The sequence below is a fragment of the Pseudomonas sp. DR208 genome (assembly GCF_019823005.1).
GTDB classification, from domain to species: domain Bacteria; phylum Pseudomonadota; class Gammaproteobacteria; order Pseudomonadales; family Pseudomonadaceae; genus Aquipseudomonas; species Aquipseudomonas extremorientalis.
Genome location: NZ_CP081944.1, coordinates 1,476,135 through 1,500,847, shown reverse-complemented (window position 1 = coordinate 1,500,847; position 24,713 = coordinate 1,476,135). Strand labels below are relative to the sequence as shown.

General features: G+C 62.1%; 8 protein-coding genes. 6 read left to right on the top strand and 2 right to left on the bottom strand.

Annotation, left to right across the window (positions count from 1 at the left end; genetic code table 11):
- The first annotated feature begins 20 nt into the window (after positions 1–20).
- The 4 genes from K5K89_RS06550 (at position 21) to K5K89_RS06535 (ending at position 9,844) form a co-directional block, all read left to right on the top strand.
- Entirely contained in the window at positions 21–1,640 is a 1,620-nt protein-coding gene (locus K5K89_RS06550; RefSeq protein ID WP_071488677.1) for an FMN-binding glutamate synthase family protein, read from the top strand.
- Between the two features lie 67 nt (positions 1,641–1,707).
- Positions 1,708–2,004 carry a cupin domain-containing protein gene (locus K5K89_RS06545; protein WP_071488676.1) on the top strand — a complete coding sequence of 99 codons (297 nt, stop codon included), beginning with the start codon at positions 1,708–1,710 and terminating at the stop codon, positions 2,002–2,004.
- A 132-nt stretch (positions 2,005–2,136) separates the two neighbouring features.
- Entirely contained in the window at positions 2,137–3,264 is a 1,128-nt protein-coding gene (locus K5K89_RS06540; protein WP_071488675.1) for an OpgC family protein, read from the top strand.
- A 64-nt stretch (positions 3,265–3,328) separates the two neighbouring features.
- Positions 3,329–9,844 carry an NEL-type E3 ubiquitin ligase domain-containing protein gene (locus K5K89_RS06535; RefSeq protein ID WP_222541066.1) on the top strand — a complete coding sequence of 2,172 codons (6,516 nt, stop codon included), beginning with the start codon at positions 3,329–3,331 and terminating at the stop codon, positions 9,842–9,844.
- A 3-nt stretch (positions 9,845–9,847) separates the two neighbouring features.
- Here the strand turns inward: K5K89_RS06535 and K5K89_RS06530 are convergent, their stop codons facing one another.
- Entirely contained in the window at positions 9,848–11,266 is a 1,419-nt protein-coding gene (locus K5K89_RS06530; protein ID WP_071488673.1) for an amino acid permease, read from the bottom strand.
- 377 nt (positions 11,267–11,643) lie between these two features.
- On the opposite strand from K5K89_RS06530, the gene K5K89_RS06525 reads away from it, so the two are divergent.
- Positions 11,644–14,730 (top strand): transglycosylase domain-containing protein, encoded by a 3,087-nt coding sequence (locus K5K89_RS06525; protein WP_222541065.1) that lies wholly within the window; start codon positions 11,644–11,646, stop codon positions 14,728–14,730.
- A 149-nt stretch (positions 14,731–14,879) separates the two neighbouring features.
- On the top strand, positions 14,880–19,733 hold the full coding sequence (locus tag K5K89_RS06520) for a dermonecrotic toxin domain-containing protein (RefSeq protein ID WP_222541064.1): 4,854 nt from the start codon (positions 14,880–14,882) through the stop codon (positions 19,731–19,733).
- Between the two features lie 215 nt (positions 19,734–19,948).
- Here the strand turns inward: K5K89_RS06520 and K5K89_RS06515 are convergent, their stop codons facing one another.
- Complete coding sequence (locus K5K89_RS06515; protein WP_222541063.1) at positions 19,949–24,583, bottom strand: hypothetical protein; 4,635 nt, start codon at positions 24,581–24,583, stop codon at positions 19,949–19,951.
- Positions 24,584–24,713 lie beyond the last annotated feature (130 nt).

Genomic DNA, 24,713 nt, shown 5'->3' with positions numbered 1-24,713 from the left:
TCTGAACCCAAGGAAACCGTATGAGCCTGTCGTTGTTAAGCCGTTACGCCTTCTTTGCCGTGTGCGTCCTGTTCACCCTTGCCAGCCTCCCTTTTATCGAACACGAATGGCTCTGGCCCATCACGGTGGTCACCGGCGTGTTGAGCCTGATCGGTCTGTTCGACCTGCTGCAAAGCCCCCACGCCGTGCGCCGCAACTACCCGATCCTGGGCAATATCCGTTACCTGGTGGAAGCCATCCGCCCGGAGATCCGCCAGTACCTGCTCGAATCCGACAGCGATGCCCTGCCCTTCTCCCGCGCCCAGCGCTCACTGGTCTACTCGCGGGCGAAGAACGAAACCGCCGACAAACCTTTCGGCACCCTGATCGACGTGTACCAGTCGGGTTTCGAATTCATCGGCCACTCCATGCGCCCGGCGCCGCTCAGCGACCCCAGCGCATTCCGCGTGATGGTCGGCGGCCCGCAGTGCACGCAGCCGTACTCGGCATCGGTGTTCAATATCTCAGCGATGAGCTTTGGCTCGCTGAGCGCCAACGCGATTCGCGCGTTGAACCAGGGCGCCAAGCTCGGCAACTTCGCCCACGACACCGGCGAAGGCAGCATCAGCCCTTACCACCGCGAAAACGGCGGCGACCTGACCTGGGAACTCGGCAGCGGTTACTTCGGTTGCCGCACCAGCGATGGCCGTTTCGACCCGGAACGCTTCGCCGTGCAGGCGCAGAACCCGCAAGTGCGCATGATCGAAATCAAGATGAGCCAGGGCGCCAAACCCGGCCACGGCGGGATCCTGCCCAAGCACAAGGTCACCCAGGAAATCGCCGACACGCGTGGCATCCTGATGGGCGAAGACTGCATCTCGCCGTCGCGTCACAGCGCGTTCTCCACACCGATCGAATTGATGCAGTTCATCGCGCAACTGCGTGAACTGTCCGGCGGCAAACCGGTAGGCTTCAAGTTCTGCCTGGGCCACCCGTGGGAATTCATGGGCATCGCCAAGGCCATGCTCGAAACCGGCATCCTCCCGGACTTTATCGTGGTCGACGGCAAGGAAGGCGGCACCGGCGCCGCGCCAGTGGAGTTCACCGACCATATCGGCGTGCCGCTGCGTGAAGGCCTGCTGTTCGTGCACAACACCCTGGTGGGCCTGAACCTGCGCGACAAGATCAAGCTCGGCGCCAGCGGCAAGATCGTCAGCGCGTTCGATATCGCCAGCGTACTGGCCATCGGCGCCGACTGGGCCAACTCGGCGCGCGGCTTCATGTTTGCCATTGGCTGCATTCAGTCCCAGTCGTGCCACACCAACAAATGCCCGACCGGCGTGGCGACTCAAGACCCGCTGCGCCAGCGCGCCCTGGTGGTGCCGGACAAGGCCCAGCGCGTGTTCAACTTCCACCGCAACACCCTCAAGGCCCTGGCGGAAATGCTCGCGGCGGCGGGCCTGGAGCATCCGTCGCAACTGTCGGCCAAGCACCTGGTGCGGCGCATGTCGGCGACCGAGATCAAGTTGTTCTCGCAGTTGCATGTATTCCTCAAGCCGGGCGAATTGTTGACCGGTGAGGTGAATGGCGAGTTCTATTCGCGGATGTGGCAGATGGCGCGGGCGGACAGCTTTGAACCCCACGAAGCCAGCGCCGCGTGATATCAAGATAACGACCCTCACCGCTGAACCGGACCACCGACGGCATCGTTGAAACAAGGAGATTCACATGCCGTTACTGGACTTTTCCGCCATCGCTGCGCAACTACCCGAGAGTTGGAAATCCAAGCGTCTGGGCCAGGTTGGCCGCGCGTGGATCAAGGTGTTGCGTATGGATGAGCAGGCGTACGAGGTAGAAACCCATGACTACAACGAAGGCTTACTGGTGATCGATGGCCTGTTGCGCCTGAGCATCGGCGACGACGAAATCAGGGTAGGCGCCGGCCAGATGTACCTCGTGGAAGCCGGTATCGCCCACGCAGTGCTCGCCGGCAGCCATGGCACACTGGTCATCATTGATGTCTAGAGACATTCAGTAATATCCAACCTTTGCAATTGCTTACAAATACCGCCAACCTGCGCCCGCCCGACGTGCGGCGTACGACAACGCCCACGCTCACCTGTCCTTGTTAAACCTGATATTCAAGAGCCCGTAGCCATGCCTGACGGACGCGACCCACGCATCGATTTTTTTCGGGGCCTGGCGTTGATCTTCATTTTCTGGGATCACGTCCCCCACAACCCTCTCGGCCAGATCACCTTGCGCAACGTCGGTTTCAGCGACGCGGCGGAGGTGTTCGTGTTCCTCGCCGGTTTTGCCGCCGTGCTCGCCTACGGCAAGATCCTGCAGCGCGACGGTTACTGGCTGGCCAGTTTGAAAATCCTGCGACGCACCTGGGTGCTGTACGTGGTGCATATCTTTTTGCTGGCGCTGCTGATGGGCATCGTGTTCTTCGCCAACAGCCATGTGGAAACCCGCGACCTGGTCGAGGAGATGGGCCTGACGCACTTCGTCACCCACCCCCAGCAGGCGCTGACCGACGAACTGCTGCTGCGCTTCAAGCCCAACCTGATGGACCCGCTGCCGCTGTATATTGTGCTGTTGGGCGGCCTGCCGCTGGTGCTGCCGATGATGATGCGCCGGGTCGAGGCCGTGGTGGCTGTGTCGCTGGCGATCTACTTGATGGCGCCCTGGATGGGCTGGAACCTGCGCGCGATTGCCGACGGCGTGTGGTACTTCAACCCGGTCACCTGGCAGTTGCTGTTCGTGCTTGGCGGCGCGGCGGCGGTGTACAGCCAGCGGCCGAAACCTGTGCAGGTACGCCCGTTGTCGCGCCAGCCGCTGTTTGTCGCATGTGCCCTGTATGTAGTGCTGGCTGCGGTGATCACCCTGTCGTGGCGCTGGCCGCACGTGCATGACGCCTGGATGCCGGCCTGGCTCAGTGATGGGCTGTACCCGATCAGCAAGACCGATTTGTCACCGGTGCGCCTCGTGCACTTCCTCGCCCTGGCCTACGTTACGGCGAAGCTGTTGCCCCACGTCGGCTGGACGCAGAACCGCGTTGCCACTGAGGTGTGCCGCATGGGCCGCTACTCCCTGGAAGTGTTTTGCCTTGGGGTCGTGCTGGCGCCCCTGGCAGACATGATCAACGCCTTGGCCCACGATGCCGTCGCCATGCAACTGGCGACCGCCGTGGCCGGTGCGCTGTTGATGGTCGGCCTGGCTATGTGGCTGGACATGCTCAAGCGCCTGGACTCGGCCCCCAAGCCCGCGCTACATAGGTAGCGCCCGGCAAAACCGGCAGGGTGATTCCATTTCCTTCCACTTAACCCGTGAAAGGAAATGGCCCATGCCAACCCATCAACTGCTCAACGGCCTGTCGGGCAACCTGCAATCGAGTGATGCCTGGGGCCGACAGCAAGCCCTGGAGCAGATCCGTGAGACCCTCACGCGCACACTGAACACCCTGAGCCCTGACCAGCAGCGCGATTATGTGCGGCTGCAACGCAATGCCCTCCAGGCCCTGAAAGCGGTAGAGACAGAAAACAACGCCCTGATCGGCACGTTCAAGACATGGGGGCAGGCCCAATTGCGCGCGCGCATCGGCAACCAGGACCCCAAGCGCGTCTTCCTGCACACGCGCTACCTGGAACAGGTGCAGCCGCCGATGCCCTGGGAACCGCGCACCAGTTCCACCAGCCTCTCCCGGGAACGGCGGCGTTTTCGCCGGGCATACGATGAATGGAAATACCGCTCCCATGTGTCCACCCTTTCGTTGTGGGACGCCGCGTGCCTGAACTTCGACTTCACCACGGGCACACCGCAACGCCAGGGCAGCACCTTCGTCGATGCCTCCTACTTCACGGGCAATGAAAACCCGGTGTTGACCGTTCAGGGTTTTGTCGAGATCGCCCGCGAGCTGGACCTGGGCGGGCAACTGCAACGCACGCTCGATGCAGCCCTGGGCCGGGACGGAAGACTGCAACAGTTGCTGCAGGACAGCGCCCGTGCCTGCCTGCTCTTCGAAGCGTTGGAAGCCTATCGCAACCGCGCCGTGACAGGCGTCACCCTTGAACTCTACCACCGCCTGACCCAGGCCATTGAGGGCAGTGGCGCGGCGCTGGAATTCGAAACACTTGGGATGAGCACCGGTATCACGCTGCTGCCGGCGGTGCCGTTCGTGCCTTCCGACGAGACCATCCCGGTGCCGCTGCTGCTGATCCGGGTGGGCAGCCTCGGGGTAGTGTCCTACTTCCCGTTCCGTCCCGGCGGTGCGCTGCACTATCACGTCGACAGCAACGCGGCCCACGCGCACTTCATGCAGCAACTCAAGGACAGCCACCGCCGACATGACCTGGGCTGGTTTGCACGACAACTGCCCGTGACCGAAATGACGGCGTTCAAGCGCCTCGACCAGCAGGAGCGACGCCCGGAGCACCTCAGCGCCCTCGCCGGCTTCCTGTACGACACGTTCCATCGCCTGTTCCCGGCCAAGACCCTGGACAGCCTGCGCTTCAGCCCAGACCCCAGGCACGGGCGTCCCGAAACCCTGGTGCAAGCCCTCACTTACCGTCACGTCCAACACTACCAGGCCAATCTTTCCACCCTGGCCACCAGCCGCTCGACCCGCGACTTGCAGGCCGTCATGGACGGCGCTGCCGCCATCGCCGACGAAATCCTGCAATTGCTGCTGACGCCCATGCCCGGCGGCGTCACCGGCCTGAACCGGGTGATGCAGGTGGTGGTATTCGGCAGCCTCACCTACAGCACGATCGTGGGTATCAATGAAGCCGCGAAGGGCCAGGCCATGGACTTTGCCGCCGCATTGGCGGACGTGATGGACCTGGCGATCAACGGTCTGTTGATCACCACCGCCGGGCGGGTGCATCGGCTACGCATCCAAGGTTTGCTGCAACGCCTGGGCAACCCGCAAAAGCTGATGCGCAACGACGACACCGGGGTGCTCTGGAAACCGGACATAGGCCCCTACGCCATTCTCGATCAGAACCTGCTCAATGGTCAGACGCCCAATGCCCAGGGCGTGTACCAGATCAACGGGCAGCAGTACGCCTGGTTGAAGTACGGTGAAGAGCGACGCGTCGTGGAAATCAGCCATGACGCCAAGACTCTCAGGTTCGTGCTCAAGCAGGACAACGGCAGCGATGCGGCGCCGCCGATCGTGTTCGACCCCGCCTTGCAAGCCTGGACCCTGGACTTGAGAAACGCCCATGACCTGTCCGACGTGCAACTGCTCGAGCGCATGCTGCCCAATGGCTCAAGCCCGGTGCCCAGGCTCGACATGGAACGCATGCTGCGCAGCATCTCCCCCAGCCGCGCCACCCTGGACAACGTCTGGGCCGGCGCGCCTGCCCCCGTCAACCTGACCGAAGGCGTCAGGCGCCTGCAGGTTGACCGGCTCATAGACCAGTTGATCAGCGACTTTCACCGCCGCGGCCACCTGCCGCCCCATGCCGATGGGGCGGTGCTGTGCCTGTTGCCTCACGTGCCCGGCTGGCCAGCAGATGCGTCCCTCCAGGTGCATGACGCCCAAGGCACGCTCATCGAAACCTATGCCGCCGCCGATACCCCACCGGCCACGGGCACCGTTATCAAGCTCAAGCGCCGCGACGATGGCACCTATATCGCCCTGGACGGTCCGGACACCACCGTCGTCTCCCAGGAGCCGTTGTTCGAGCTGATCCTTGAGCAACAGCCTTCCGGTTCGGTACTGGGCAAAGAAGGCAGCCCGCACTTGACCACGGCGCAACGCATCGCCCGCGTGCGCCTGCAAATCAGCGAGCTGGCCCAGGCCCGGCGGTTGGCGCTGTTCAGTGCGCTGTACCGCTACGCCGGCCAGGCCCGGCATGAAGTACCGGCCAGTGATCCCGCACGCCTCTTTACGCCACTGAAGGTCGCGCCTCCTTTGGTGGAGGTCACGCCTGTGCTGAAGACACTGCGCGAGCGATTCGCACCGTTGACCCCGGCAAACCTGGCGCAACTGCTCAACGACATGCCCTTGAGTGAGCCTGAGCAGGCGCGCTTGCTTCAGACCGGCAAATTGCCGCAGGCGCTGCACGAGCACCTGGAGCATCACCGGACCGCGCTGCGCATCGATGTGGCCATCGACGGCCTTTACCACCGCCGCGCATTCAATCCGGACACCGATCGATGGGCGCGGGAGTTCGCTGTCAGCCTGCTACGCGACGCCCTGGGACGACATTTCGTGGTCACCGATATGAGCAGCGGCGATCCCAGGCAACGTTACGAATCCAGCGGACCCGACGACACCACGGTGGAATTGCTGTTCTACGGCGAAGGTCGCTACGAAGCCTACGACATGCGTAACGGCGGGCCGATCCCGGTATCACCGGCTGTCGACAGTTTCTACCTGGCCATCGGCTCGGTGCTGCAACCCCACGAACGCTTGAAACTGGGTATGCAATCCGCTTCCGATGCCCAGGGGTTGCGCACCACCCTGGGTGACCTGATGAGCGCCCAGCGCGGCCCTAGCGGCTATGTCAGTCTGCTGGACCTTTCGTTGCACCAGTACGAGCAGAACGTGGTGCTGCCGGCACACTTGCAAGCGGGCGCCAATGGCTTGTATGACCTGGACGGGCAAACCCTGCTGCCGCTCTATGGCTCGTTGTATCCGGTTGTCTATGACAACAGCCTGCGCAAGTGGCGGCTCAAGCACCCGGAAAAAATCGGCGTCGACACGCCCACTCTGGAACACAACCGTCGAGGCGCATGGCGCTTGTCCACCGAGAACCCGATGATCTGGAGCGATCATCGCCTGCTCTACCGCCTGGGTGCCCAGGACTACAACGTGGACGAAACCACCGCCGCGCGCATCCTGAAAATCACCGATACGCCGGCACGGGCCCTGCGCGAGGTGCACAGCGCTCAACTGCCACCACCACCTTTGCTGGAAGACACCTGCAAACGCTTTCGCATCGAGCGCGACATTCTTCACTTTATCCAGGCGATGACCACCTATTCTGCCCAACAGAATGCGCGACCGTCCTTGCAACTGCAGCTCGCCAGCCACTTGCCTACCTGGCCGGACAGCCACAGCCTGGAGGTTGTCGACGACAACGGCCGCGTGATCAGCCAATACCGCTATCACCCCACCACCGAGAAAATACGCCTCACGGAGGCCGAAAGCCGCAGTCGCGAACCGTTGAAAAAGCTGGTGCAGAACGACGCCTTGACTCGCGCCTTGCTCGGCGAACTCCCGGCCACCCAGGAAGAACGCCTGTTCAAACTGGCCAAGACCATCGCCGAATATGCCTACCGCGAACGTGCGCAACTGTTCGACAACCTGTACGCCCAGAGCGAGCAGGGCGGCAACCGGCTGGAACAGCGCTTGAAATCCAGTTTCCCGCAACTGCCCCGTAGCGCGGTCAGGGCCATTCTCGACCAGGCCACGCCGCAGGAACTCAAGCAACTGCAGGACCATAGTCAGGTCGGCCTGCGCCTGGTCGAACAGGCCCGGCTCACCGCCGACGATATGCGCCTGAACCGCGCCTACGAAGGCCTTTACCTCAGGACCCTGGGCAACCCCGACAGCGAAAGGATCACTTTGCATCTGCTCAAGGAACTGCCCGGCTGGCCCCGGCAATTACGCCTGGACATCCACGACGGCAACGCCAGGGGCCGTCTGCTGGAGAGCGCCGGTCACCTCACCGGTATCGACCGACGCACCCTGGCGCGATTCAACGGCGGATTCCATGCCTATGACAAACAAGGCCGCTTGCTCAGCGACCCCGCCGAGGTCGGCAGCGACCTGTTGAGCGCCATCGCCCTGTTGCTGTCGGAAACCGAGTGCCGGACCCTGGGCATCGCCGACAGCGTTGACCTGTCCCCCCTGCGACACGCAATTGCCGAGCTGGCGTTGAACCAGCGCATTGCAATCAAGGGCCTGCTCGGCCTACGGCATATACCGCCGTGGCTGCAACCGCCGATGCAGGTGGACAGCTCGTTCATCGCCTATCCGTTCTCATTGAGAGGGCTATGGCCATTCGGCGGGGACCAGCCGGTGGACCTGGTCAGTAAAGTCCGCGAGCTTTACCCCAGTTTCAGCCACGCCAGGGCGCAAGAGTTGATCAACGGCCTGGGCATGAGCGAACCCGCCGCCCTGATCGAACTGCAACGCCGCAAAGCCGAGTATCAAGCCCTGCAGTTCGAATTGCAGCGCTGGATCGATACCCCCCAGGCCGTCGATGATCCGAACACCGATCCGGTCGGTTGGAACTACGGCGTGCGCAGGCAATTGGCCGACCGCATCCTACGGGCCTGGCGCCAGGAAACACGCGCAGCCTATGACGGCGATACGGGACTGTTCGACACTCACCAACTGGTGCTGCGCCTGGACGGCAACAGCTTGCCCGACGCTGATTTCATCTTGAGCAACCGTAGCTTCGAGCACATTGAATACCTGCGCATCGACGGCGACGCCTTCCCGCAGACCGGCAACGCCTTCCTCGGCAAATTCACCGGCCTGACCCATCTGAAAATCGACTGCATGCTCAATGAGCTGCCCGCCAGCCTGACGCAGATGACCCAGCTTGAGAACCTTGACCTGAGCGACAACACTATCGTGCTGACGGCCGAATCCCGCCAGCGACTGGCCGGTATGACGCGACTGGCCGAGCTCCACCTGGATGGCAACCCCCTGGGCCTGACCCCGGATGTCTCCCGAATGGCCCGCCTGCGCGTGCTCTCGTTGCGTCAGACCAACATTGATCAGTGGCCCATCGGCGCCGACACCCGCAGCAGCCTGCGCACCCTGTTGTTGCAGGAAAACCGCTTGACCACGGTACCTGACGCAGTGCTTTCCGACGTGCGCATGGGGCCGACCAACCGCAACACCATCCTGCATGACAACCCGTTGAGCGAAGCTACCCTGGCCAGGATTCGCGAATACCGTCATCGCACCGGCATCGTCATCGGTGGCGCATTGCCGGGGATCTTGCACCAACAGGCCATGTCCAGGGAATTCAGCCGCTGGCTGGCCGGTGTTCCTGTCGCACAGCACAGTGCACGGCAACAGTTATGGGAGCAATTGCAACACCACGAGGGGGCGAGGTCGGATGACGCGTTCCGGGTACTGCGCGACCTGGTCCAATCCTATGCCTACACCCACAGTCCGGCCAGCCAGCAAGTCCTGACCACCAGGGTCTGGCACCTGCTCGAGGCCATGGGCCAATCAACTGAGCTGCGCGAGCGAATTTTCCTGAATACCTATGTCGCCGGTACGTGCGGCGATGGCGCCATCCTCGCCTTCATCGATATGGAGATTCAGCACAAGGTCCACCAGGCCCGGTCCCAGGCTGGCAGCAACCAGGCCGACCGGGATCTGCTGGCGCTTGCCAAAAGCCTGTTCTACCTGCGCCAGGTGGACCAATTGGCCGATAGCCACATCCAGGGACTGCGTGACGCCGGGGTGGAGCCGGACGATGCGGAAATCAAGCTGTATTACCGGCTGCGTTTTCTGCCGCAATTCGAACTGCCGATCCAACGCGAAGAAATGCTGTATGCCGTCGAGGACTGGGTAGATGAAAGCGACATCGCCGCCGCCCGCCGCCACCTGGAAGGCTTGAGCAAGACCCAGGCGGCGCAGAACGCACTACTGATGGAGGAGTTCTGGATCGAGTACCTGGCCCGCAGTTACCCGGAGCCCTTCTCGACCATTGAGAACGTAGTGAGTCACCAATTGAACAGCCTGAACCTGGAGATCCCGGACAGACGCTCGGAAGCCTACCTGGAACGTCGGCAATCGCTGGTGGAGTTGCAGATCGCCGAACGTAATCGCCTGATACGCCAGTTGACCGAAGCGGCTCAACTGGCGCAGCGGGCCCATTGAGCGTCACGCCGAACGCGTGGCACCCTGTGCGGTGTCCAGCGGTTGCAGCTTGAACACGTAGAACAACACGGTCAGCAGCACCAGGAACGCCGGCCCCACATACAGCGCCACGCGGGTGTCCGGGAAGTACGCCATCAGGCCCACCACCAGCACCAGGAACGCCAGGGCCAGGTAGGAACTGACCGGGTACAGCCACATGCGGTATTTGAGCCCTGCCCGTTCGGCGGGGCTCAGGCCTTTGCGGAACTTGAGCTGGGCCAGCAGGATCATCAGCCAGGTCCAGATCGCACCGAAGGTGGCGATGGAGGTGACCCACACAAAGACTTTTTCCGGCACCAGGTAGTTGAGCAACACGCCTAGCAGCAAGGCAAAGATCGACAGCAGCAACGCCTTGCGCGGCACGCCGTTGCTGGAGGTCTGGCCGAACGTGGCCGGCGCCTGGCCGTTCTGCGCCAGGCTGTAGAGCATGCGCCCTGTGCTGAAGATGCCGCCGTTGCACGACGACAGCGCGGCGGTGATCACCACGAAGTTGATGATGCCCGCGGCGGTCTTGATACCGAGCCGTTCGAAGGTCATCACGAACGGGCTGCCCTGGGTGCCGATCTCGTTCCACGGATAGATCGACAGGATCACAAACAATGCGCCCACGTAGAACAACAGGATGCGCCAGAACACTGAGCCGATGGCGCTGGGAATGGTCTTTTGCGGGTTCTTCGCTTCACCGGCGGTGAGGCCGATCATCTCGACGCCCAGGTAGGCAAACATCACCATCTGCAATGACATCAACACGCCCTGCACGCCATTGGGCATGAAGCCGCCGTGGGCCCACAGGTTGGAAATCCCCAGGGCCACGCCGTCATTGCCGAAGCCGAAGGCGATGATGCCGACGCCGCCGATGACCATGGCAATGATGGTGACGATCTTGATCAGGGCGAACCAGAATTCGAACTCACCGAACGCCTTGACCGCGATCAGGTTGATGGTGCCCATGCTGATCAACGCCGCCAGGGCCCAGATCCAGCGCGGCGTATCCGGGAACCAGACGCCCATGTACACCGCCACGGCGGTGATCTCCGCCACGCAGGTCACCAGCCACAGGAACCAGTAGTTCCAACCGGTGAGAAAGCCCGCCAGCGGGCCGAGGTAGTCTTGGGCATAGCGGCTGAAGGAGCCGGCTACCGGGTTGTGCACGGCCATTTCGCCGAGGGCGCGCATGATCACCAGGATCGCCAGGCCACCGATGATGTACGACAGCATGATCGCCGGGCCGGCCATTTCGATGGCCTTGGCCGAGCCGAGGAACAGGCCGACGCCGATGCAGGCGCCCAGCGCCATCAGGCGGATATGCCGTTCACCGAGTTCGCGTTTGAGCGGGCCGCCTTGAGCGGTCTCGCCATGGGGCAGTGGGTTGCCGACTGGCATAGGGTACAACCTCATTTTGTTATTGGATTGTCCGTCGAGTCTCCAGGGCGCGGGCCGGTAAGCCGGCACCCTTGCCGAGACCGGGGCCGCCTCATGGACGGGCCCTTCTTGCCAGGCAAGATCAGCGGGGCGTGCAGTATAAAAAGCCGGGAGCAGGGTCTTTCACTATAAAAGCGAGGCAATTTAGTGGAAGTGCCCGCTATCTTGCAATTTAACAGGAGCATCTGACCTGCATTGAGCGGCAAAACGTCGCGGCAGGCCCGCCCCCACAACCATCGGAAGGTTCTGACTCGAAAAACACATTTCCCTCACAAGCAGCGCCCAGCGACTACGCTTCAAGCAAGTCCGATCAATCTGCGTGAATGGATCAATCGACTATGGGCGCACTGTGGCAAACCGAATCGACCAAGGCTGCGAAACCACAAGGCAGTTCGGACCCAGCGCCTTTACCCGAAAGTAAACCCCGGCCGAGCCATGGGCGTCGCCTGTTCTGGTTGATCGTGCTGATGGCGCTGATCGCCCTGGGCTTTGCCGCCGCCAGGGAGATGCGCACCTCGCACCTGCAGGCCGAGGCACTCAGCCGGCTGGCCCGCGACCTGACTTATGACGTCAGGCCCGGCCCCAGCGATGCGATCGTTTACCCCGGCGCTGGCCCATTCGATCGTCGCCTGGGCTACAGCGACCTCGATACATTCCTGCCGCGCTTGCTCAAGCGCGGCTACGTGATCGAAGCCCAGGCGCGGTTTTCCCCCGCGTTGATGGACTACAGCGCCAAAGGGCTGTTCGTGCCCTACACGGAAAAAATCCAGGCGGGACTTTCCATCACCGATTGTCGCGCCGTGCCGCTGTATCGGTACGACTACCCGCAACAGTTGTACTCAAGCTTCACGGCTATCCCCTCACTGGTCGTGAACAGCCTGCTGTTCATCGAAAACCGCGACCTGCTCGACCCCGCGCAACCCCAGGCCAACCCCGCCGTGGACTGGCCACGCTTCGCCAAGGCAGCCTGGTCGCAAGTCGCCCGGCTGCTGCACCTGCCGGGCCAGAGTGCCGGCGGCAGTACCCTCGCCACCCAATTGGAGAAATATCGCCATTCGCCAGACGGGCTGACCGTATCGGGTGGGGAAAAGCTGCGACAGATGTTTTCCGCCGCCGTGCGCGCTTACCATGATGGGCCAGAGACCTTGCCGGCGCGGCAGGATATTGTGCGCGACTACCTCAACAGCGTGCCGCTGTCGGCGGTGCCGGGGCACGGTGAAGTGCACGGCATGGCCGAGGGATTGCGGGTGTGGTACGGCGCCGACTTCAACCAGGTCAACCAGGCATTGCGCGGCCCAGTGAATGCGCAGCAAGGCCTGGCGTTGCGTCAGGTGCTGTCGTTGATCATCGCGCAGCGTCGTCCTTCCCATTACCTCGCCAAAGGGCGGGACGAACTTGCCGACCTGACCGACAGCCATTTACGCCTACTGGCCCAGAATGGCGTGATCGGACCTGACTTGCTGAAGGTCGCCCTGGCGAGCAAGGTCACTTACCGCGACTGGGCACAACAACCCACGCTTCAACCGATAGAAACCAATAAAGGCATCAGTGTGGCCCGCAGCCGTTTGGCCGCATTACTGGACCGGCCGCTGTACGACCTCGACCGCCTGGACCTGTCCGCCACCACGACCCTGCAAGCGCAGTTGCAGGGCCAAGTCAGTGACTACCTCAAGCAACTCGCCGACCCCGAGTATGCACGCCAGATCGGCCTGATCGGCGAGCGCCTGCTCACTCCCGCCAGTACCGCCCAGGTGCGCTACAGTTTCACCCTGTTCGAACTGACCCCGGACGGTTCGCGGGTGCGGGTACAGACCGACAACACCGACCAGCCCTTCGACATCAACGACGGCAGCAAGCTGGAGCTGGGCTCCACCGCCAAGCTGCGGGTGCTCACCACTTACCTGCAAATCATCGCCGAGCTACACGCCAAGTACGCCGCGCAAGCGCCCGCCGCGCTGAAAAAAGTCGCCGTCGACGACCAGGACCGCCTGAGCCGCTGGGCCCTCGACTACCTGATCCAGGCCCCGGACAAATCCCTGGCCGTCATGCTCGACGCGGCGCTGGACCGCACCTACTCGGCCAGCCCCGGCGAGCGCTTCTTCACCGGCGGCGGCTTGCACAGCTTCCATAACTTTCGCAGCCAGGACAACGGCCGCAGCCCGACCCTGCGCGACGCCTTGCGCGAATCGATCAACCTGCCATTTATTCGGCTGATGCGCGACGTGGTGCGCTATGTCACCTATTCGGGCGAGAACAACAGCGCCGAGTTGCTCAAGGACGACAGCGACCCGCGCCGCCAGGAATACCTCGCCGGTTTCGCTGACCGAGAAGGCACCACCTTCCTGCGCAAGTTCTGGAAGAAGTACCAGAAGAAAGATACCCAGGCACGCCTCGACACTTTCCTCGACAGCCTGCGCCCCACGCCGATCCGCCTGGCCGCCGTGCACCGCTACCTGTTGCCCGACGCCAGCCAGGCGAGCTTCAACCTGTTCGTGCGCTCACACCTGGCCGGCATCAAGACCCACGAAAAACTCACCGACGAACGCCTGCAAAAACTCTACAAGGACTACGGCCCCGGCACCTACGACCTGCCCGACCAAGGCTATATCGCCAAGGTGCACCCGCTGGACCTGTGGTTGCTCGGCTACTTGCTCAACCATCCCGAGGCGACGTTCAGCGAGGTGGTCAAGGCCAGTCAGTTCGAACGCCAGGAGGTGTACAGCTGGTTGTTCAAGAGCCGCCACCAGAGTGCGCGGGACAGTCGCATCCGCACCATGTTGGAGATCGAGGCCTTCCTCGACATTCATCAGCGCTGGCAGGCCGTGGGCTACCCCTTCGATCACCTGGTGCCATCCCTGGCGACGGCGATCGGCAGCTCTGGCGATCGCCCGGCAGCCTTGGCGGAGCTGATGGGGATTATCCTCAACGATGGTGTGCGCCCCAGGGTGCTGCGTATCGACAGCCTGTTGTTTGCCGCCGGCACGCCTTACGAAACACGCGTCGTCAACGACCCGGCGCCGGGCAAGCAGGTGATCCCGGTCGAGGTCGCCAGAGCCCTGCGCGGCGCCTTGTCCCAGGTGGTGGATGCCGGCACCGCCAAACGCGTGGCCGGCAGTTTCAAGCTGGCCGACGGCACGCCACTGGCCATGGGCGGCAAGACCGGCACCGGCGACAATCGCATCGAAGCCATCGGTGCTGGCGGGCGGATCCTCAGTTCCAAGTCGATCAACCGCACGGCCACCTTTGTGTTCTACATCGGCGAACATCATTTCGGCACCCTGACCGCCTTTGTGCCGGGCGCCTCCGCTCAACAGTTCACGTTCACGTCGGCGCTGCCGGTGCAGGTGCTCAAAGGCATGGCACCGCTGCTCAATCCGTTATTACAACCGGGGAGTCCCACCATGTGCCTGGCCGCTACTCACTGATTCAAAGGCCACCGCGCGACATGCCTGGGCGAAACAGACATGTAGTGGTTATGTAGGCCCGTCATTCCCTCGGCGGCCAATAGTGTGGGCATTCGCATGCAGAGACCTGCTCTGTATGGATAACCTTATCGCTACAGGACACCCAGGCTATGCCTACACAACCCCAGACCTCTACCGAGGACCTGCTACGCCGCTTGCCTATCCGTATCACCGCCATCGAGCACCTGCTGGACGCCCAGCCGGACTTGGCGACCGTCATGGCCACCGAACTGCGCCAGGGATTAGCGAAACTGGCACCCGCCAACCCGCCGAATCCCGATACGGTTTATCTCAACGAGTACGAGATTCCCTCGCAGACAGAGCAAGGCAGCGCACCTCGCATTACCCGGACACGTAACCTGACACAGCTGCTGCAAGAAACGATTGCCACCCAAAACCTGCCGACCGAGCTGGCCAAAGAGCCGCAAACCGGTAGCGTCAGTCAAGCCGCCGGGTTCTATCCAACTGCCCATGGCACCGGACGTGACACCGAACTGGCCGCGTTGGAAATCTCGGCAGTCAGTCAGTTGATCAGCGACCTGCAACTCAACAGCCAGACGCTCTACGTGAACACACTCAAGACGTTCTGGTCGTCGCCCCACGCAAGCACCGGTGCCCTGAGCGTCCTGGCGGCCGTGAGTCAAAAGCAGCGTGAGGTATTTACGCTGGAGGCGGACCTGAAGCTGCATGATGCATGGCAACAGGTCGAAAAGGCCGAGCAGAATCTGAAGAAAGCGCCTGAAGATACTCAGGTTCAAGCGGCTGTGGCCACAGCCAAGTCACACCTGCAGGTGCTGATCGAAGGCCGGCAATTGATCGAAAACCGCGTACTCCATGAAACCAAGAACAACGCCACACCGCCGCTCACACTCAGTATTGCGCTGAACGCTACGAGCCCGCCTGACTGGACCACGACGCTCAACGGCTGCTTCGTGCTCACCGAGCAACTGCATGGGGCCAGACCGACCGTCCTGTATACCCCACAATGGGGGGGTGAATTTTTCGAGAATTTCTCGTCCATGGAAAATGCCTTGCGTCTACGCCTGGTGAGAAGCGCCGAAAGAGACCTGCTGTTCGCCAACATTGCCGCCAAGGAACACGCCCGCGCCAGGAACGTGTTACGCAATGAGCAGAAATTGACCTATGCGCCGATCACCGGGCAGGTATTCAGTGCGTGTCTGCACGCTCGGCGCATCCAGCAAGAGGCCGATATCGACCGGGCCTTCGATATGCCCCACACCACGTTCGAGACCCTGGCAGCCAGCGTACGCGCCACGCTGGCACTGCCGCTCAAGGGCAACCCGGGCTTGATCGCCCGCCTGCCTGTGCAGCCTGACTTGACACAGGCATCTCCCGTCCCGCTCACCCTGCCCGACACTGCGCAACAAACGCGTCTGATACAGCAGTGGAACTCGCTCAACCAACAGCTGGACCAGGTCCTGGAAAAGCACAAACATCCCTCGCTGGGCACTGTGCTGACGTCACTGCTCAAGGAGACCTTTGCACAATTGCCTGACGATACAGGGCTGGACAGCCTGTATGTCAACCGCTACCGCATCGACAGCAAGGGCGCACGCCATTTTGAATCTTCCCGCCCATTACTCGAGGCGGTGTGTGCCTTATTGCTTTGGGACAACACTGCAGTGGAAACGGATGAGGATCACGCCACTCAAGAAGATGACGCCAACCTGGTCGAGACCTTCGCCGAAAGTGTCTTTCGCAGCGCGACCGCGTTCAGCGAAACCGACCAACTGAACCAGACCGGCACACTGTCGGACCTGGCTCACAAGCTGAAAACACGATTGGCCGAACGGGTCACCACTTACTGGCGTACGCCAATGGCACCCGAGCTGGTCTGCCCACAGGTCCGGCTGATTGATATCCAGCGCCAAACCCTGGAGGTACAGGCACGCCTGCGCGTGGCCGACAATACCCTGAGCCCGCAGGCCAAATTGCTGATTGACCGTGTGCTGCGCTACCCGACTCAGGCGCGGCGCGAAGCGAGCTTCAGTCATGGCAACCGTCCCGGCGTCTATCAATTGACCGTAGCCACCGTCCGCAACGAAGTGGCGCGCATGGCCGGCAGCTTCGTCCTGACCTTCAATGACGGTTCCAGCCCGGTCACTCCTCATTGGCCCCAAGGGCACAAAAACCTGAGTACCCAAACAGCGGGCGTTGGCGCGGTAGTGTTATATACCCCGAACATGGGCTTTGAAGAGTGTGCATCCCTGCAAGCTCTGCATGACACACTCAAAGCCCGCATCAATGCCGGCGAAGACGCCGGCAGATTGTTTACCAGCGGCCTACCGCTGTTGGGTCAGCATGGAAAAACCGGATTGTGGGGCGATGACTTGAGTCGCATATTCGCGCCGATCGCAGACGATTTTGTGGCAGACAGCATCCAGGCCTTGCTCGACAAACAGCTCTCTGACATCGAAACCATTCTGGGCCTGACTGAGAATGGCTCGGACAGCGAAAAAAATGGCCGCGTGGAGCTGGCGGAACTGGTGGATATGGCCGGACCGTTCCTGGCGCGCAACCGGCTGCTGATAGAACACTGGCGGCCGGACTGGGAAAAGCGCTTGAGCGCGGCGGACCAGAAGGCTCTGCAAGATCAAGCCGACACCACCCTGGCCAAACAGGATGAACTGGCCAAACAATGGCAAGCGCTGATCCCCACATTGGCCGAGTATGCCAAGCAACAGGTACTGCCAAAAATTCGCGCCTTGCTGGTCGAAAAAGGCCAGGGCTATCCCGCGCAGGGCATCGACCCGGACAAAATAACAGTCGTCCGTACTACCCGAATAAGGATTTCATCCGGTGCCGGCTTTGGGTCTGTGCATGAAGAGGTCAAGAGCAGCAAGATGAGCCTGACCAACCTGCTGTTGAAAAACACCAAACCGTGGCAAATGGGCTTCAACTGGAAAGAAGGCGAGCTGTTGAATGCCGAACTGACCACCGCCCAGGGAGAATGGGTGCGCGATGCCAAGGGGACCATCATCACCTTGGAGAAAGAACGTCTTGAGCAGTGGCTCAAGGACCTGGATGTTGGCCAGCAGTACGAACAAAACGTGCTCGAAAAATACCTCGCCCCTCAGGCTACGACAGCCGAGGCCCAGGCCTTGAAACAAGCCTGGATCGCATGCCAGGCAGCTGTCCTGGACTACGCGGCCCTTGCGGCCCGGTTGAATCCTGATATCTACCGCAGCCAAATGCCCGGTGACTCCGGGCAAAAGAAAGCGGCCGCTTGGGTGGAGGCGGTGCTCGCCTCGCCATCCCCCGCGACACGGCCACGGGTCGACGGGCAGGCAGTGATCGCCAACGCGCTGATGTTCAACCCGGCCAGTAACGCGCCCGAAGGATTAGGCGGGCAGACCGTGAATGGCGTGCTGATTCTCTCCACTGACGCCGATGACATGCGGGTGCTGTATACCCCGAATGCACCCGACGGTGTGGAACTCAGGGAACTCGCCGACGAGGCCGAGCTGGTACAACTGATGCGAGGGCCGGCCTGGCTGGATTATCTTCGCGCACGCCTGCCCGCCGATACACGCTTGCTCAATCATCGTCTGGCCGCGCATCGAGGCGATGTATTGGTCGGGCTGTACCGGCAGAACTACCTGTACCTGCTGGACAAAGCCGACACTGAAAGCTTGACCAACGAAGAATTGGAGGCCCAGTCGACCCTCAACAAGGTACTGTTCGGCGTGGACGTAGCGCTGAGCGTGCTGGGCGGTTTCCCCTGGAGCGGCCAGTTGGCCTCTTCGGCCGCCAGGTTTGTCGGTCGGGTGGGGCGCACGACGGTCCATACCCTTCGCAGCCTTGGACAAACCGTGGCAGGGCTCGTCGTGCGTCGCGGGTCACGTGCGCAAACGCTGTTTGAAGTCGCAAGAGTCACCACTACGGTTGCCGGGGTAACGCGAACAACAGGCCTGGGTATCAAGCCGCTGTCCATGCTACTGCGGCCAGGGAGAAACACACTGCGTCCGGACCTGCTGAAATACCAGAACGACTTTCTGCAAGAAAGCGCCCGCCTGGTGGTGAAAGGCGGCATCCCGGCCGGTGCAGAACTGGCAGAAGGCACAGGCATCTATCGCGTCCCCGGTTCGCCCAGTACCTACCTGGTACGCAGCGTCGGCGCAAAGGGCAAAGAGCAGGTGTTCCGTATTCAGAATGCGTTCAACCTCTATGACAGCAATGGCTTGGTCGCGCCGGTACTCACACCCGCTGGAGGCGTGACCCCGTTTCGGTTGCGGCGCCTGCCGAACAAATTCTGGGAGCTGGACACCTGGCAACGCCTGCCCGGCGCCGGGCCAAAAACCGACAGTCAGCTCGCCCAAGCACTCAGGGAATGGGACGCATACGTCAAAGCCGATGCGGCGTCCTCCACCCCACAGGCCGCTCTGAACCCGGCTGTTTTTTTCACAAGTCGCAATATCCCGTTGAAAACATGGAACAAATTCGTCAGGTCAGGCGGCGAAATAACTAAACGAGGCTTGGCACGACTCAACCCTGAGGGCACTACACACCTGTCAGACGATCTGTTCATGAAATGGGTAAACATGGAGCAGACGACCAAAGAAGCGGCGGATGCATTTATAAAAACACATGGCATTCACCCAGATCGTTGGAGCGAGTTCGTCGCCTGGGGCAAGCTGAACAAAGTTGGCGAGGCCCGCAAGGCAAGACTGACGAGCCTATCCGGCGGTTATTTCACCCGGATCACCGACCAGCATTTTCAAGACTGGTATCAGTTGGCCCTTAAACCGGTAAACCAGAACGCAGACGCAGTCTGGAAATTCGCCATCGATCGTGGCATTCACCCGCCATCCTGGACGCAATACGTGAACGCCGACGGCACCTTCAACACGAATATTGGAACAGTCGCGGAGCGTGTCAACCGACTAGGCCTTGAGTTCCCCCTTGACTTGACGAAACCCGGTCCGTCCTTACCCCCCACCTGAATCGCACTCGGCTGCCACTGCAGGAGCCGGGCTCGCTCCTGCAGATTGTGGCTAAACCTCTGAATCCCAGATCACCGTGACGCTGCCTTCATGAGTACTGGCCTGTCCAGGCCGTAAAAGAAGGGATTTCCAATTGCCTGACCGATGTATGGGCACGGTGCTGGTGCCGCCCTGGCAACCCGGCAGCCAGACCCTGTGCCGGGCAACCACTGAACTCAGTCGAGGCTGAAAAACAGCCGGCGTGCCATGCCCAGCGAGAGCTTCCCGCGCTCAATCTCAGGGATGGGCTCGAACTTGCCGGTCTGCCCACGGCGAATACGCGCAAACATCGCGGCTTCGACCTCAGCCTGGTCCTCGCGGCCCAGGTATTCCTGCCCGGGTTGCTTGAGGTGAGCGGCCTCGTAAGCCTCATTCTGCCGCGTCTGCGTCTTGTAGTGGAAATGGGCAAAGCACAGCGCCCGGCCGGTGGCGACATCGGCAACCTTGTACACCTGCAGGTAATCGTTTTTGTGCTTCTTGAGCTTCACCCGCTCACCGCGACGGGTAATCTGCACTTCGCGGTGGCTATACAGGAACTCCAGCGTGTCCGGGGTGATCGGCCGCAGCTTGCTTGCGCGTATCCGTGCGTCCAGGCCGGCCGCCTCCAGGCTCGCCACTGCGGCACTTAAACGGCTGACCATGGCCTCGGCTTTAGCCTGTTGCACCACCGCTAACCGTGCGGTGTCAAGCATGCTCAATTTCTTGCGGATGTCCTCGGCCACCCATCGCCGACTGATAGCCTGTGACTCGAGCAGGTGCTGCAGGCTCGCCGGTTCATTGACGGATTCGATCATCTTCTCCACGTTCCGGATGGCTTTTTCGTCATTGGCCAGCAAGTCTTCGCCCTTCTCCATCAGGCTGCTCAGTTCACGATTGGGGCGCCGCCGCGAGGGGGGTGGCTGGGCATCCCACACCCCATCCTCGGCTTCGGTGAACGCTGCGATGACCGCACCCGAGGGGTCCTGCAGCTCGGCGGTTTCGCCGCCCGGCAGCCCTGGCGCTTCACTCAGTTGCGCCACATACAGGTCGCGATTTCGCGTGCGGATGATTTTCTTGCGCCGCGCCCCAGGTACCGGCGGGGCAGGCTTGGTCTTGGGTGCGGCCGGCACCTCCCCTTGTTGCAGCTCGTTCAACTGACGTTCGATGTGCAGATGCAGGTCTGTCAGTAACGCCTGGAGTTGTTGCAGGTACTCCACATTAAACTTGTCCGGCTCCATTGCCCGCCAGAATTCGATTTGATCGTCGGTTTGCGCGTACACCCGGTCAATGCTCTGCAACAAATCAATGCGTTCCTGGTCAGTGACCTGAAGGTGACGCAAGTCCGCCATGGAACGGTTAGCCCGGCGGGCTCGATTGATGGTTTCGCTCACGCTGTCAAAAAACCCGTCCTCCAGCGGTGGCCCCGCCACATCAATGGCAATGCCCCACAAGGTGGTAAATTGCAGGGCCTGCAGATCCTGGACCGACGGCCGTGCGGGCAAGGCTGCCGTGAGCGCCTCGGCCTTGGTGCGACCCTGCTTGGGAACTTGCCGTAGTTCGTCGAGGTAGCGATCCTCCAGGGTCCGCCAGCGAATGGCGTTTTCCTGAATCCTTGCCAGTTCACGCAGGCCCTGCCCAAGGGTTGAATGGGCCTGGCGATTGATGTCCGATTGGGCCTCATCCTCGGTTTCGTCCTCCAGTACCTTGAGCACCGGATCGAGCTGTGCGTTGGTCACGACCATGTGCTCGCGTGACAGGGAACCGAGCAGTTGCGTGCTCAGTATCACCGACTCCAGAGCCTCGCACAGTTCTTGCTCATAATGCGGACGCGGCGCCAGGTCACGCAATGCGCGCAGGCACTGCAATTCCCGCTGGGCATGACCCAGCGCTTTTTCAGCCTCCTGTTGATAGTGCCGGCTGGCTTCGATGCGACGTTGCTCGGCAATCGCGCCCACGGGCTGTTCGATGACGACGCGGGCGACCGCCATCGCACGGCGCGCGCGCGCCTGGGCCAGGCGTGCCTGTTGGTAATCTTCAGTCAGGGCATCCTTGAGTGTGCTCGCTGCCTGGCGTGCCTCCTGCAGCATCGAGTCGGCTGCGCCGCCACGCAGGTGCAGACCAAGATCGACGTCCCAACGCCCCTCACCGAGGTGCTTGAGCCATGGCCCCTGGACCTCACCGGTGGCGCTGACCACCCGCACCCGCCCCTGCTGGATCTGCACCCGGTAGACATGCCCACGCACCCGCGCCCGCCACTGCGGCGGCGTGGCGGAAGAGACCTTTACCAGGCCTTGCATGGGGCCGCTGGACTCGACAAGGTCCAGCGACTCGGCGGCGGGCGGCAGCATGAGGCTCAAGGCTGTCAACCGCGCCTGCATGGCCGGGGTCAAGGTATCCCGGGCATTGGCCCACCCCAGCGGCGCGCTGAACGCCACCGGCGCATCAACCCGCACTGGCGCGACAGCCACAGGTTCGGCACGTGCCAATGGCGCGAACGCCGGGTGTTCGAGGTCCAGGTGACGCTGCAAGTCATGGGGTGCGGCCTGATGCGCCAGCACCGCTACCAGGTTTACGAGCATGTCAGTGACTGCAGCTGCTCGCGCCTGCGGGTCGGTACTGCGCACGCTCTCAAGGTCATGTTGCACGCTATCTGCCAGTTGCAACATCCAGCCCGCCAGTGCCATCGGCCCGCGCAGGAATGGCAGCAGGTTGGTAAACAGCAACCAACCGATCGTCTTCAGACTGGCCCAACGCTGCTCGGCATTGGACTGGGACTGGCGGTCGGCCAACGCCACCAGCGCGTCGGCAGTGGCCATGAACACCTGCTGCGTCGGGTCACCGGGGGCCACGTGCTTGTGCAATTGCGCGGGCCCCGGCTTGGTGTAGACCGCAAACTCATCCGACGGTAGAAAATGGCGGATATGCGGCTCGCTGAAACCACCGTTGGCGTACACCGCCTGGCGCCGGGGCTCCATCCAGATGAGTGCCTGCTCTTGCAGCTCGCCCGGTGCCTTGATCGCCTCGAACAACGCTGCCAGGTTTTCATACTCTTGCAACATCGGGCTCAGCAGCGGCCGGTACAACAGGTGCGGCCCATCATCCCCGGCCTGTGGCCCGATGATGAACTGGTTGGCAACCACATCCGCAGCCTGATCGGGCGCAGCCTGGAACGCCAGCGGCCACAGGGCCATGGCTTTTCCGTCGAGCAGACGTTCCGCCGGGGTGGCTTGCAACGCGGCCTGCAGGCACAGGAACCCGCTGCGGGTCAGCCCCTGCAGCCCCCTGGCCTTGTATTCCAGGGCAAGCAGCGGCAATTGATTACGCAGTTGCCGGCTGAACAGACGCTGGCGGCGAGCGGCTTCAGTGGCATCGTCCACCAGCTTGCGTCTAAGCAACTGGGGATAGAACTGCCCGATATCAACCTGTTCGATGCAGGTGCCGAGCAGGCGGTAAGTCAGCCACGCCGGGGCGTTTTCGCCCTTGAGGGTGATTGCCCTGGGGGTATGGGGAAACCCGGCGAGATTTTCCAGGGCCAGTTGCACCAGGGTCACCGTGACCGGTTCGACTTCACCGGCGATGAAACCGCCCGGCACCGGTACGGCGGCGGCGATCACGCGATCAAACCTGATACTGATTTCGTGTGGTTTCAGTTCGGCCGTCGCTGGATGCTGCTTCAAACACGCCCGCAATTGCTCATCGGCGAATTGCTCAATGGACGGGATGCCGTCCAGATAGTCTTGCGCCCCGTCATCGTGCCCGATCAGCGCCCAGCCGCGCAGCAACTGTGCAAAGGCCGCGCTGTCGGTGGCATCGGCCTGGCTCAACCACAGCGGCAAGGCGGCGCGCAATCGCTGCTGATACGGACTCAGTTGCGCGACAAACCAGCCGAGGGGGTCAATGATAGCGTCCAGCAATTGCTGCAAGGTCAAGGGCGTACGCGGCACCAAGCGGTTGATACGGTCGATGTCGCGCAATTGACACTCCAGGAAGCTGGCCGCCAAGGCATCGAAAGGGTCACCCTCCACAGGCCGGACGAACCAGTGCGCAACCTGCCCGGTCGGCAACGGGTCCACCTGCCCCACTAGCAGCACCCCGATATCGTCCATGCGCTCGATGGGCGTTATCCCCGACGCCGGGCTGTAGAGCAGCAAGCATGAACCACCTTGCGGCAGCGTTCGGTCAAGCACCAGCCAGGGCAGTGTGCGCACCTGGTTTTGCTGCGACAGGTGCACGGTCTGCACCCGTAGCGTCGGGCTGTCCAGGCTCCATTGGCGGTCTGGCCGGTTCGGGCGCAACAGCGCCTTGGGAAACAGCTGCGCAACGCGCGCCTGGCTCATGCCGGGCGGCGTTTGTGCGTCGTAGAGCAACGCCAGCAACTCATCGGACAAATACCCCCAGCGCACCATGTCTACGGGCATTGCCTCGTGCCACCACGCCTGCAGCCGCTGGGCAAAAGCCTCCAGCAGCAAGGCGCCGCATTCATTGATCAACACCTCCAGCTCGGCGAGGCTCAGCCCGCCCGGCTCAAACACTTCGCGTACGCGTCGAACCACTTGGTGGCACGCTTCTACCAGCAACATCGGCCGCGCAGACGCCAGGCGCTCCACCAGCAACTGCGCCAATGAGACATAACGCCAAGCCCCCGCGCAGGGTGAGGCTTCTGGCGTCACGAGGTGCAGCGCTCCGGCGCGCTCATTACGCGCCGCAAAATGCTGGTCCAGATAGGCCTGGGCACTGTCCTGGGCCACCGCCAGCAATGACGGTGGGTCACTGAACAAGGTTTCGATCTGTTCGATATGGGCCTGGCGTCGGGCGCTGGCAGTCATGGTCATCCGGGTATCTCCGTCGAGTAAAGCCGCACACGCTAGCTCCTTGCTTGCGCCTTACCGACGTAGACAGTTACTACGCTTGCCTCACCTCACGCCCCCAGGCTTTGTGACCTAACCCGCGTTTTGTCTGATA